The organism is Pseudomonas frederiksbergensis, assembly GCF_003732665.1.
Classification (GTDB): domain Bacteria; phylum Pseudomonadota; class Gammaproteobacteria; order Pseudomonadales; family Pseudomonadaceae; genus Aquipseudomonas; species Aquipseudomonas frederiksbergensis_G.
In genome coordinates, this window is sequence record NZ_MOBP01000001.1 from 477,718 (window position 1) to 489,932 (window position 12,215).

Below are 12,215 nucleotides of genomic sequence, written 5' to 3' on the forward strand. Positions count from 1 at the left end.
CCATAAATAGCTGATTTATTTATAGTTACTAGTTGGGGTACGTAAAATTTTCCACCGAACTCCAGACGCCCGAAAAACCTAGCCTCCCCGAAACATACCGTTCGTCTGGTGCCGGCACCATACGCAGTAACGAGAAAGGCTCACCGAAAGGTGGGCCTTTTTTGTTTCTGAGATTCGGACGCCCGTCACGACAGATCGTGAAAACGTCCACAAAGTGTCCACACCTGATTTTTGCAGTCCACCCGAAAGCCTGGACGTTTGGTTGCTGGCACCAGACAAAAAAAAGCCCTCGCATTTCTGCGAGGGCTTTGTTGTTTCTGCAGTTTGTAAAATCAGGTCTTAGTGACCCGCACTCTGCCCACCATCCACATGCAGAATCTCGCCGGTCACAAAGTTCGCACGGTCCAAGTACACCACCGCCTGCGCAATGTCGCTGATCTCCCCCATCCGCCCAACCGGATGCAAATTGCCCAACGCTTCATGGGTTTCCTCGCCATGCATCGGCGTCTTGATGATGCCAGGGCTCACGGCATTCACCCGAATCCCACGCTTGGCGTACTCAATCGCCAGCGACTTGGTCGCCGCATTCAAGCCACCCTTGGTCAACGAGGCCAGTACCGAAGGCACACCATCAATCGCATGGTCCACCAAGCTGGTGGTGATGCTGACCACATGACCACTGCCCTGCTTTTCCATCTCGGTAATCGCAAGTTGGGTGATGTAGAAGAAGCCATTCAGATTCACCGACAGCACCGCAGCGTAATCTTCCTGGGTGTAAGCGGTGAATGGCTTGGCGACAAAGATCCCGGCGTTGTTGACCAGCGTATCTACACGACCAAAACGCTCAATCGCTTCACGGATAACGCGCTGGGCAACCGCCGGATCGCCGATGTCGCCGGCAACTGTGTGAATGTCCGGATCAGTGGACGGTTTGATCGAACGCGAAGTGGCGACGACTTTGTAATCCAGTTCACGAAACGCCTTGACCATGCCAGCGCCGAGACCTTGGGAAGCGCCAGTGATAACGATGACTTTTTTCGAATTGCTCATGATGAACCTCAACTAATAAATGATGGTTTGAATAGGTGATTAATCAGGCTTCAACAGGCGCCTGTGCCATTTGTCGCAACATCTGTTCGTAGTACTCAACCGACTGCGAACCGGACACCAGGTGACGACCGTTCAGCACCATGGCCGGGACCGAGTTAATGCCGCGCTCGCGGTAGAACTCCTCAAGATCACGCACTTCCGTGGCGAACGCCCCGGATGCCAACACCTCGCGGGCTGCCGCCGCGTCCAGCCCCACTTCCGCCGCCAGTCGAACCAGCGTCTCGCGATCACTCAGGTTCTGGCCGTCAGTGAAATAGCCACGCAGCAAGGCTTTCTTCAGTGCGACCTGCCGCCCTTCCCGCAACGCCCACGTCAGCAACCGATGCGCATCAAACGTGTTGTAGAAGTGGCTGCGTTTCTCCAGATCGAACTTGAAACCGATGGCCTCACCGCGAGCGATCTGCATCGCTTTACCGGCGGCGACGTCTTCGGCGGTGCGTCCATATTTGCGCATCAAATGCTCGACGGCTTTTTCGCCGACTGCCGGCATGTCCGGGTTCAACTCGAAAGGCTTGTAGGTCAGCTCGACCGACACTTCACCGGCCACGTTCTCGATCGCCTGCTCCAACGCCGTCGCACCCAACGCACACCACGGGCACACCACGTCGGAGATGAAATCGATAGACACGGTCGCGGTCATGACTTGCCCTCCGCCTCAGCCAGTTGCTTGCGGTACTGGGTGGTGGAGATACCGGCGTAACCCCAGTTATCGGTGTCGACTTCTTCGATCACGATGTGGGTCAGATGCGGATCCTTCTTCAGGACGCGCTGCAGGGTTTCAGTGATTTCGGCGATCACCTGAGCTTTCTGCTCCGAGGTAACGCCATCGCGAGTGATGCGAACGCTTACGAAAGGCATGAGGGAATCTCCAGTGACCTGCCCCGTCGGGATGATGGGGAGGCGTTGGAGAAGAATGTAGGGGGTTGGGTCAGGGGGATAAAGGTGGGGGTGGGTACTTCATTAGTTACTTGGTGTAATGATTACGCCAGCGGCAGGCGCTAGAACTGTTTGCGTCAAAAATGTTGAATCGGCCAAGCTCCATTTTTCAAAATGCTATCGACAAATGGGAAAGTGCTATGGCAATTCAATACTTTGATAGTCCGTTTCATGTCACGCATAACGAGAACGTCGCCAGCAAGATGGCGACGGAAATGGAGCGTTCGATACTCATCATGGATGGCATCAAAAGCTCCAGCGTAGAAGAGATCGAGGTCGCAAACAGGTTAGACGTGACCGATTCGCGCGTTTCCGAGCTAACAACGAGCAAGATCAAATAATCATGATCGATACGGCAATGACTGGGACTTAAAATTCAGCGCTGACTGCAGGATTCAGCCCCGTTTCCATGTAGTTCACTCGATTATGCGTCGTTGCTTCTCAGCGTTTGCGACACGTCCTGGGGACCTGCCGCTGACGACGACGCATGTGCCGTTTAATTTCTCTATCTTGGCGGGAGGAAGGACTTGGCTCGCCTTCATCTCACGCACAGATTCCAGTAAATCCTGCAGAAACTGATTTCGTTCTACGTCCACTCTGACGCTCCCTGAGCAAATCGACAATTTGTGTTGGCTGGGAGGGTTGCAACCTGAGTCTGTCATCTACCGACTGGCTGGGTGGGTGGGGTGGTAGCGATCACTCACGCTACTGTCTATCGGCTCCTCCTCCCGTACGGATTGAGCCACCGCTTCAGCAATCGCAGACCAAATTTCCGGGCGCGTCAGCACTGGCATTTCCTTCGCTAATACGTTGCTCAGCCTGCCCTCATTCTGCTCCATGGATCGCAAGAGCCGGTCAGCCTGATGATCAGGCATCTCGACGACTTCCTTGATCGCCTGCCTGGCCTTTATGTGGCTGCGTAGATACCGCGACTCTTCACGCATCTGTTCGGTGATGGTGCGGCGAATGACGTTGGACATGAAAACCACATGCGGCCCCAGGTTCGGGTAGCGCCACATCGGGCGGGCCTGATTCTGGCCGGTGAATTCAATATTTGAGACCACGCCGTCGGGATATTGCGTGCGGGTACTGGCGAACGTTACCTGATCACGAATGCCTTGCATCAACGGTTTTGAAACCTGGTCCAGCACACTGTCATACAGGCGCCTCTCCGCAGAGTCGTCCGTAATAACGGCTGAAATCGGAAGAATCACCGTATCTGGAATGGCACCGTCACGACGCAAAATATCGTTGATCAGGAAGCGATGTACTCGGCCATTGCCGTCGGCCAGCGGATGGATGTAGACGAAAGCGAACGCGGTTACTGCGCTGCGCATGACCGGGGATTGGCCCTTGGTGCGATTCAGAAAGACGCGAATGCCTTCCAGCATGCGCTCCAAATCTTCCTCTGGCGGCGCGACGTAATGGACGATTTCCTGGTAGCGGACTGTCTCGCCGACAAATACGGGGGACTGGCGAATTCCCAGGCGTGTCAGTGTTGTGACGTCTCCCAGGATTTCTTTTTGCATCTCCGCCAGTGTTGAGTCTGTCAGCGGCAATTCTCCCTGGCCGGTGCGTCTTGCCATGACATCGGCGAAACGCTGGATGCGAGTCGAACGATCCGCCTCCCCTTCTATGGCGAAGCTGGCTTTGCTTTCCCTGAGCGTCATCCACGCCGCCGCACGGAGCAGCAGCGCTTCGCCAAACTCTGCGGTCAGTTGACTAAAGAGCTGAGGAACATCGAGGTTGGCGGCTGATTTCACAGCCTCTGTCTTGACGATGGTTGGGCAGAAGTAGCTCGTGCCGGGCAGGTTGTCGTTCACTCGCCAACGCGGGACTTTTACCGCTTCTTCTTGTGACGCGGCTACCATCAGATCGGCGTTGATAACATCTACGTAGTTACCGCCTATTCGATCTGGCACTTGCAACTGCTGACCAGTGAGCCACTCGAACAAGAAAGCCGCCCTGCGCGCATATTGACCCGTAGGCTCGGCATTCAACCAACCCTGCACCGATGAAGGACCGAGCTTCGTCAGCAGTCGGGTCAGAAACTCAAGGTTTAGAACTTCATGCCGCAGGTGAAATTGCAGATGGGAGGGTAGGTCCGGATCGGGGCGCATATTTTCCGGGTAGGTCTCAAGACGAAACCCATCCTCGACCTGAGTGAACCGCCGACTACCGACCTGACTTAACACTGGCAACCTCGCCATCGGCAAGACTGCGAATGTCGTCGCTAGCCAGGCTGCACCGATAGGGTCTGCGGGAAACTCGCTCACGGTCACACTCCTTTTAAAAGCTCGGACAAATTAAAAAGCCTTATAAATGGAGAGTAACGCTCAAAATTAATTTTCTCTGCATAAAAACGATTATTTTTCGGTACAAATGCATAAAAACGATTATCAAGGCAGCTTGAATTGAATTTTCTTTACGATTCGTGAGTTTCAAAAAGCTCAATCAACCACATAAAAACGATTTCAGATGCTCAAAAACGATTACAAAACTGACTTTTTGCTTAAAAACGATTAGAAACCGGCCAAGCAGTCTCAAGATCTAACAATTTTTGTCCCTTCCACTCAAACCTCACTCACCTCAAACACAAACGAAATCCTCCCACTACTCGCACTCCAAACATACCGAATATGCTTCCCCTGCTTCGGAATCGACACCGCTGGCGGTCGAAACGCCGCAACACATTCATGCCCAGGCAACCGAACGCTGTTGTAGAGCAACCCCCAGGACAACGTTTCGCGAAGTTGCCGGGCGAACGCCTGGGACGGGCCGTAAGCAGTCGGGTCTGGATCATGAAGCTGCGGATAGTTCTGGCGAATGTCATGCAGCGGTTTGACGACCTTGTTGACGTAAGTGCGCATGGTTAACTCAAGGTCTGGCTCATTGGTCGCAGCGAGAAATCGTTCCTGGTGATAGCTCGTCTCGGCAATGGCGGCAGCTTGGCTGCTAGCGGCGTAGTAGACGCCAAACGTGCCATCGGTGAAGCGACTGGTTTTGCCGATGTGGGTGAACGCGGCCATCACCGGCGTGGAACCAGGGCCGGAGATTCGGTCTTCGGGTCGCACCCGGGAAAGCACGCCAGCCTCTTCCATCAATCGATCATTGGTCAGCGCTTCAAGGGCGTACGCCGTGGGCAAATCTTCCGGATCGAGCACGTCTTCAAACAACGAGATCGGCGGGAAGCAGCTGTTAACGATCCGATAGGCCCGCGGCCACTGCGGATCGGCCAGTTCCGGCGCCATCAACCGCGCACTCCGTCGAGGTAGCGGCGTACATCAGCGATGTCTACGACGCGGCCGACCAGCATGTAGTCCAGCGCGGTTTGGCCATTGAACGGCGCGGCGGTGTTCGGGCTGCTGACCCATTTGTAGGCGCGCTCGCGGCTGTTGCTGAAGATGATGCTCAGCGCTTTGTGGATGCCCATCAGGTAGGAAATGCGCTCCAGAGTGTCGTGGGGCAAACGCACGTTCGGCGGTAGGTGTTTGTACTTGTAGAACGTGGTGTTGCCGACTTTGCCCAGCAACGTGCGTTGCTGCTCGGCGCTGCAACCCCAACGCTCCATGAGGTTGAAGAAGAACTTGAGCGCGACACGGCCGGCTTCTGGGGAGTCGAGTTGTTGCTGTGGGCTGAGGGCGGGTGATGAGATAGGCATGGGATCGCCTCCGTAGCAATGTCTAAAGTCAGACTAGTACAGATACGGATGAATATGTGAATTTAATCCATAAGCGAATAAAGAGCCTTCATTCACCCAACCGAAAAGTCGCACACCTCCCGCGCTTTTTTGATCCCAATCACCCCACCACCACCAAAAACCCCGATCCTGTGTAGCCCTCCAGCCATCGGCTGCGGAATCAATTCGCTACTAAACCCGCGACAACTATGCTCAGGTGCAGGAATATAGCCGGCATAGGCGCAGGATCGGCCGCTAAGTACACAACAATTGCCAGCCCACTTTAGAGGGCATTACCCCATGGATAGCAGAACCTTACGCAACCTCATGCGCATCGTGCAGACCGGCTCGTTGTCGGCGGCGGCAGAGCATTCCTGTTTGACGGTGCAGGCGTTGGCCGCGCAGTTGAACAAGGTCGAAGAGCAGTTCGGTTTTCGCCTGTTTCGACGTTCCAACAAGGGCCTGACCCTGACCGCGCAGGGCACGGAGCTCACGCCTTATATCGACAAGGTTCTGGTCGCCACGCGACAGATGGAAGAGAAAGTCACGGCGCTGAAGGTGCCGGGGCAGCGCACGCTGAAGGTGGCGTTGAATACCACGCTGTCGGAAGATTTCAATCGGCGCATGATCGGACGCCTGTTTGAGGTGTTTCCTGACCATCAGTTGGAATTCTCCTACGCCGAGTCGATGGAAAACCTCAGCAAACTGAAAAATGAAGACTTCGACCTGGCCGTGTTGATCGGCCCGCAGAAGCCCGGGTTGCCGAGCATTTTGCTGCCGGATGTGCACGTTCAGGTGGTCGGCGCGCACTGCGGCCAGGAGAACGATCCGCTGGTGTTGCTGGGCGACAAGCTTCAGGTTCGTCCGGCGGATGATTGTCCGTATTCCCACAGCTTTTTGCGCTTTCTCGACGCGGGCCTGGGCAATTACGACACCGGCCAACGGACGATTTACTCCTGCAGCGAAACCCTCACCCTGTCGCTGATCCCGCAAATGGATGGCATCGGCATGGTGTCCCGCGACGCGGCCCAACGTAATGGCTTGACCATTTTCCCGGATTTCGAGGATTTCCTCGAAGTGCGGCTGGCGGTCAATAACCCTGAACTCTCGGGCCAGGCCTTGAGCGATGTGGTCGACCTGCGCCTACATGAACGAACCGAGCGCAATGTACGCAGCCGTCCCAACCGCCACACTGAGAAAGAGGTTTTTGCTGAAATACGCACATAACAACGTCGGAATCGCGGCATAGAATTCCGGGCGATCGAGCTGCACATGCTGGTCCTTGATCAACAAGGGCGTAAGGCTGATCGCAGCGACGATCGCCACCGGCAGGTATTCCAGCGCCCGGGCGACGAAGGGCGGCCAGTGGTCAGTGTTGACTTGCAGCGGCAGCGCACGCGGCAGGAAGGTCACCGCCATCATCAGCACCACGACCAGAATCAGGAACGTTTGGTCAGGCATACACCCACCCCGCAGCCCACGAATGTGGCGATAAACACGTTGAACGGCGAGCTCCCAACCAGGCTCAAGGCCCCCATGCAGGCGACCGCAGCCGCTGCGGCGATCAGCTTGTTGCGGGTGTTGCAGAGCGACACCAGCACGTAAAGCATCATCGCGGTCAGGGCGTAGTCGAGTTGGTACTTGATCAGGTGCGAGGCGTACTGCGCGCAAATCGCCCCGAGCAAGCCGCCGAGCACCCACGAAGTGTGGCAAAACAGGTTGAAGCCGATCAGGTAACGCACGTTGACCGGCGCGCCGCTGCCCAGTTTCACGCTGTGGAAAGCGAACGACTCATCGGTCAGGCCACCGGCATAACACCAGCGCTCGAAACGGCTGAGCCCCAACGCCCGCAAGGCCTTGGCCATGTAGACCGACATCAGCATGTGCCGCGCATTGATCAAGAACGTGGTGAGGATAATCGTGGTCAGCGACGCGCCGCTGGAGATCAGCGCCAACGCGGCGAACTGCGAAGCGCCGGCATACACGAACAGGCACATCGCAACGGGCAACCACACGGGCAACCCGGCGTTGACGGCCATCAAACCAAACACAAACGACACCGTGAAGTAACCGGCCACCACCGGGCTGGCTTCTGCAAAGGTGCGCGATGGTTGCGGCTCGACCATCAGCGGCTGGCTGCTGGACGTCTCATTCATAGGTCCCTCTCAAAAGTCGTTTCGCCACGCGGCTCGCAAAAACCCTGGGCAGTCCAAAAACGCTTGCCGGCAAGGTTAGCATCGTCGACGAACAGGAACATCCGCAGCACGCCCACGCGTTTCATGTCCGCCGAAGCCGCTTCCACCAGGCGTTGGCCAACGCCTTGGGCGCGATATTGCGGGCTCACCGCCAAGTGGTTGATCGTGCCCCGGCTGCCGAGCATACCGCCCAGCACCGCGCCAACCACTTCGCCACTGAGGTCGAGCGCCAGGTACGCGGTGGTGGTCTTCTGCATCAACACACCACGCAGGCATTTGGCGTCCTGCCATTCGCAGAACGACACTTCGTCGAACTGTCGGAAAAAGCGCTCCAGGCGCAGCGCATCCTTGGCATTGGCCCGCCACAGCATCACTGATGCCGAGGCGCTGTCCATGGGGTCGAGCTGTTCAGCGAACAATGTCGAAAGCGGTCCCGGGCCGCGAGAATGAAATCGCCAGAATTTGCCGGTACGCCATGTCGTGGGAATGGACATTGCGCGCCGGGGTCACGTAGTGGCGCATATCGCGATCGAGGAAGAAGGTGGTGTCGAGGATTTCCTGGTAGGTCGTCGAGGCCAACTGTTCTTCATGGGTGCTGTAAAGACGACTCTCAGCGCCCTCCACATTATTGCGTCCCCAGAAGTGCACGCCGCTGAACGGGTAACCATCGCAATGAATACCTTCAGGGGTGATTTCCAGTTGCTTGCCCGGTTTGATCTCGATGCGGATCTGATGGATCTGGCATTGCCAGATCTCGTCGTGCAACTCCGGCGGCAGAACGTTTTTGTACACTTCAAAGTCGATGTCGATGAGGCTGCGCATCACCGGCGAATTAATCACTTCATCGGAGAAATCCTGGAAGTGCCGAATCATGCCGCCGACGTAGCTGTTGTTGGCTTTCGATTGCACGTAGGCACGGTGTTCCAACTGCGTCAGCTCGCGAGTCACCGGGTTGTATTCGAAGTCGCTGTAACGACGGAAACGCATACCGGATTCGGCCTGGCCGTAGTAGCTGTCCGGCTCCATGTTTTCCCAACTTTTGGTCAGGCGAACGAAGTCGGCAAAATGACCGTAGAGATTGAAGTCACCACCCTGGACGTTGACAAATTTGTCGCGTCTTAGCGATTCGCCAACTTCTCTGTTTAAAACGATCATTACGAGTCTCCGCTGCATTGAGCGGCCTAATCTATTAGGTGCAGGATTTGCGTCCATGAGAAAGAATTTCAGGCATCTCAAGCGTTGCTTGAAGCGCCATAAAAAGATCGCTTGAATCGGCATTTTTATGCCAAAAAAAGCGCTTTTAGAACGTTTTCACCATAAAACAGGCAAAAAAAACCCCGAGCCAGTCGGGGTTTTTTATTGAGTTTTTTAACTCAGCCGATCATCAGAAGATGTTGATCGGGTAGTCCACGAACACACGCAGTTCGTTACCGCTGACGTTGTACTCGCTGGATTTCTGCGACACACGCAGGATCGAGCTGCGCAACTTCACGCTCAGGTCTTTGGCCGGGCCGCTTTGCACGACGTACTTGAACTGGTTGAAGATTTCGCGCTCGGTGCCGCCCTCGCTGGTGGAGGTCGTGATGTTGTCACCGCGCACGTAAGCGACGTTGTAGCTCAGGCCCGGAATACCGAAGGCGCTGAAATCCAGGCCGTAGCCCAGTTGCCAGCTGCGTTCGTCTTCGGCGTTGAAGTCGGACCAGTAGGAGTTGGCCAGGTAGATGGTGTTGCCACCGTCGCCGACACGCCCCTGATCTTTCTGATAGCCGCCGTAGGCGTAGCCCAGGTTGCTGTCGCCGGTGCTGCGCTGATGCGCGATGGTGAACGAGTGCGGGCCGGTGGCGAAGGTCGCGGCCAGGCTCCAGATTTTGTTGTCGTCGCCGGTGATACCGTTTTCGCGGACGTAGGAATTGTCCAGCTTGGTGCGGTAGCCGTTGAAGTCCAGGGTCAGGGACTGATCCTTGTCGATCGGGAGCACGTAGTTGGCGTTCACGTATTGCTTCTTCAGCACGTCTTCGACGTCGGAGGCGTAGACCGCAGCCTTGAACTGTTCGGTGAACTGGTAGCTGCCGCCCAACACGTTGATCGACTTCAAGCCACCGCTATCACGGCCTTCAGCGCTCTTGCGCGATTCGGCGGTGAAGCGACCGGCGTTCAGGACCAGGCCTTTGATCTCTTTGGAGGTGATCAAGGTGCCGGTGTAGCTTTCTGGCAGCAGGCGCGAGTTGTCGTAGCTCAGCACCGGCAATTCCGGCATCTGGTCGCCGTAGGTCAGCGTGGTGCTGGACAGGCGGAATTTGACGGCTGCGCCGCCCTTGGACAGATCGTTGGCCGGGTTGCCGCTGTCGCCCTTCTTGAAGAAGTCGATGCCCTGGGCACCGCTGCGATCTTCACTGCGCTCCAGGTTCAGGGCGTACAAACCGAAAGCGTCAACGCCGACACCGACGGTGCCTTGGGTGAAACCGGACGAGAACGTACCGATGGCGGCTTGGCCCCACTCGGATCTGTCCGGGTTGCCGTCCTTGTAGTCACGATTGATGTAGGCATTGCGCAGCAGCACTTTTAGGCTGCTGTCTTCAACAAATCCCTTGGCTTCGGCCTGGTCGTTAGCCATGGCCTGTGTAGCGCTCAACATCCCCAGAGCGATCAGGCTGATTCGCTTATTCAACATTTGTTCTTTTCCTTATACCGGTTGATACGCGCTGTGCCGAACGGCTGAAATGGCGCTGTTGCGCTCTTTTTTCACCCTGAAACAAAAAGGCCCGCCCACGAAAAATCGCGGCGGGCCTTTTATTGTTTTGTGAGTCGTGGCGGTTGGCCACAGGCGTTGGCGCGAATCCTATCCCCGCCCTCAAGCATGTGTCAATTTCATGAATCGTCTGAGAATAGGCAAAAATCGTCTAAGAAATCAGTTATCGCTTAGCGTCAGTTGCACGGTTTCGCGGGAATTCAGTGAATGCAGCCGTCGAGGCCACAGGCTTGAAATTCTGACTCCGAGCCTTGGCCGGGCAGCGATTGGCTCAGCCAGGCGGCAAAGGCTTCAGGCTTGCCCAGCCACGGGCCGATGTCGATCAAGGTGAAGTGGCCGTTGTGTTCCAGGGCGAAGGTCGGGAAGCCTTGGCCGCCGACGTTGGCCAACAGTGCACGGGTTTCCTTGATGTGACGCTCGGTGTCGGCTTCTTGAAAAGTACTTTGGAAAACTTGCTGTTCGAGACCGATGGCCTTCGCCAGTTCCAGCAGAACCGCTTCGTCAGCAATGCGGCGCCCTTCCAGATAATGAGCCGACTGCAAACGCCCCAGCAATTCCAGTCCACGGCCGGCGATCTGCTCGGCAGCCAGCACCGCCGCAATCGGTGGTGCGGAATCGAAGACAGCGGTTTCGTCGCGCAACAAACCTTCGAAATACGCCTCGCCAAAAGGCTGGCCGGTGAATTCGGCGATACGCCGGTCATGGGGCATCACGTAGTTGCGCAGTTGTGGCGAAACGGTCTGGCGGTTGGCGCCGGTCATCATGCCGCCACCATGGGCGATCACCGGCAGCACGGCTTGGGCGGCTTGCACCAGCGGTTTAGCGCCGTAGCACCAGCCGCACAACGGGTCGTAAATGTAGTGAAGGATCATCGGAAGGCTCCGGCAACAATCGAGGGAAAATGGATGCCCGCAGACTAGTCCTCAGACCGTTTCGGAAAAACGCCGGAATGGCTTTCAGTCTGTTTCATGAATCGGTCGAATGCCCTGGATTATTTGGACCACATCAAACCTGTGGGAGCGGGCTTGCTCGCGAAAGCGGTGTGTCATTGAGCAATGGTGTTGACTGACACACCGCTTTCGCGAGCAAGCCCGCTCCCACATTTGTTCTGCGGTGAACACAAAACCTTCGCCCATAAAAAAGCGCCGCCTTCCCGGCAGCGCTTTTATCAATCCGTTGTTTTTCTTCTTATCCTTCCATCACATCCCACAACGCTTCCAGCTCCGCTTCGCTGAATAAACCAGCGGGGTAGCGCTCGATCATCATCCGGCGCGGATCAGGTTCCCTGATCTGACGCGTTCCATTGGACTTCAACCAGTGCGCAAGGATCTGGAGCGATTCGCCATTGACTGCCAGGGGATGCATTGCCCGCTCGCTCACTACGTTCATCTCGGCGTTCATCTCGGCGCTCTCTCCCGGTTTGTGAGCGGCTAACTTATCCAAGGTTTATGACAGAACATCGCAGTTCTCCCCTCCCTGTTTTGCACCATGACAGATACAAGAGCTGTGCCAATGTCCCGGACCTGTCGATGAGCGGATACAAAAA

At 56.2% G+C, this 12,215-nt stretch carries 15 protein-coding genes; 2 read left to right on the top strand and 13 right to left on the bottom strand.

The genetic code is table 11. From position 1 onward, the window contains the following. Window positions 1–339: 339 nt before the first annotated feature. From BK665_RS02215 to BK665_RS02225, 3 genes are read right to left on the bottom strand one after another with little or no spacing between them, the layout of a single operon-like run. A complete protein-coding gene (locus BK665_RS02215) occupies window positions 340–1,050 on the bottom strand; it encodes an SDR family NAD(P)-dependent oxidoreductase (RefSeq protein WP_123402642.1) in 711 nt (236 codons plus the stop codon). A gap of 43 nt (window positions 1,051–1,093) precedes the next feature. After that, window positions 1,094–1,750: a DsbA family oxidoreductase gene (locus tag BK665_RS02220; RefSeq protein WP_123402643.1), complete on the bottom strand. Its 657-nt coding sequence runs from the start codon at window positions 1,748–1,750 to the stop codon at window positions 1,094–1,096. Beyond that, the gene (locus BK665_RS02225) at window positions 1,747–1,968 is read right to left on the bottom strand and encodes a tautomerase family protein (protein ID WP_123402644.1); all 222 of its coding nucleotides are present in this window, start codon (window positions 1,966–1,968) and stop codon (window positions 1,747–1,749) included. The genes BK665_RS02220 and BK665_RS02225 overlap by 4 nt, the downstream gene beginning before the upstream one ends. Window positions 1,969–2,186: 218 nt before the next feature. Here BK665_RS02225 and BK665_RS02230 point away from each other — a divergent pair, with 218 nt between their 5' ends. After that, complete coding sequence (locus tag BK665_RS02230; RefSeq protein WP_123402645.1) at window positions 2,187–2,387, top strand: hypothetical protein; 201 nt, start codon at window positions 2,187–2,189, stop codon at window positions 2,385–2,387. Window positions 2,388–2,708: 321 nt separating this feature from the next. Here the strand turns inward: BK665_RS02230 and BK665_RS02235 are convergent, their stop codons facing one another. The 3 genes from BK665_RS02235 to BK665_RS02245 form a co-directional block, all read right to left on the bottom strand. After that, the gene (locus BK665_RS02235; protein WP_123402646.1) at window positions 2,709–4,322 is read right to left on the bottom strand and encodes a Fic family protein; all 1,614 of its coding nucleotides are present in this window, start codon (window positions 4,320–4,322) and stop codon (window positions 2,709–2,711) included. A 297-nt stretch (window positions 4,323–4,619) separates the two neighbouring features. Continuing rightward, complete coding sequence (locus tag BK665_RS02240; RefSeq protein ID WP_123402647.1) at window positions 4,620–5,297, bottom strand: RES family NAD+ phosphorylase; 678 nt, start codon at window positions 5,295–5,297, stop codon at window positions 4,620–4,622. Continuing rightward, a complete protein-coding gene (locus BK665_RS02245) occupies window positions 5,297–5,707 on the bottom strand; it encodes an MbcA/ParS/Xre antitoxin family protein (protein WP_123402648.1) in 411 nt (136 codons plus the stop codon). The genes BK665_RS02240 and BK665_RS02245 overlap by 1 nt, the downstream gene beginning before the upstream one ends. Window positions 5,708–6,025: 318 nt before the next feature. On the opposite strand from BK665_RS02245, the gene BK665_RS02250 reads away from it, so the two are divergent. Next, window positions 6,026–6,952: a LysR family transcriptional regulator gene (locus BK665_RS02250; RefSeq protein ID WP_123402649.1), complete on the top strand. Its 927-nt coding sequence runs from the start codon at window positions 6,026–6,028 to the stop codon at window positions 6,950–6,952. Here BK665_RS02250 and BK665_RS02255 read toward each other — a convergent pair. From BK665_RS02255 to BK665_RS02290, 7 genes are all read right to left on the bottom strand, one after another. Then, window positions 6,869–7,186: a branched-chain amino acid transport AzlD family protein gene (locus BK665_RS02255; protein WP_010464672.1), complete on the bottom strand. Its 318-nt coding sequence runs from the start codon at window positions 7,184–7,186 to the stop codon at window positions 6,869–6,871. The genes BK665_RS02250 and BK665_RS02255 overlap by 84 nt on opposite strands. After that, the gene (locus BK665_RS02260) at window positions 7,165–7,881 is read right to left on the bottom strand and encodes an AzlC family ABC transporter permease (RefSeq protein WP_054054335.1); all 717 of its coding nucleotides are present in this window, start codon (window positions 7,879–7,881) and stop codon (window positions 7,165–7,167) included. The genes BK665_RS02255 and BK665_RS02260 overlap by 22 nt, the downstream gene beginning before the upstream one ends. Beyond that, entirely contained in the window at window positions 7,878–8,315 is a 438-nt protein-coding gene (locus BK665_RS02265) for a GNAT family N-acetyltransferase (protein WP_185076405.1), read from the bottom strand. Before BK665_RS02265 ends, BK665_RS02260 begins: the two co-directional genes overlap by 4 nt. Window positions 8,316–8,328: 13 nt before the next feature. Continuing rightward, window positions 8,329–9,075, bottom strand: a complete 747-nt coding sequence (locus BK665_RS02270; RefSeq protein ID WP_123402650.1) for a 2OG-Fe dioxygenase family protein — start codon at window positions 9,073–9,075, stop codon at window positions 8,329–8,331. A gap of 229 nt (window positions 9,076–9,304) precedes the next feature. After that, the gene (locus BK665_RS02275) at window positions 9,305–10,591 is read right to left on the bottom strand and encodes an OprD family porin (protein WP_123402651.1); all 1,287 of its coding nucleotides are present in this window, start codon (window positions 10,589–10,591) and stop codon (window positions 9,305–9,307) included. Window positions 10,592–10,869: 278 nt separating this feature from the next. Next, window positions 10,870–11,541 carry a DsbA family protein gene (locus tag BK665_RS02280; protein ID WP_123402652.1) on the bottom strand — a complete coding sequence of 224 codons (672 nt, stop codon included), beginning with the start codon at window positions 11,539–11,541 and terminating at the stop codon, window positions 10,870–10,872. A 316-nt stretch (window positions 11,542–11,857) separates the two neighbouring features. After that, window positions 11,858–12,070, bottom strand: a complete 213-nt coding sequence (locus BK665_RS02290) for a hypothetical protein (protein WP_123402653.1) — start codon at window positions 12,068–12,070, stop codon at window positions 11,858–11,860. Between the last annotated feature and the right edge of the window lie 145 nt (window positions 12,071–12,215).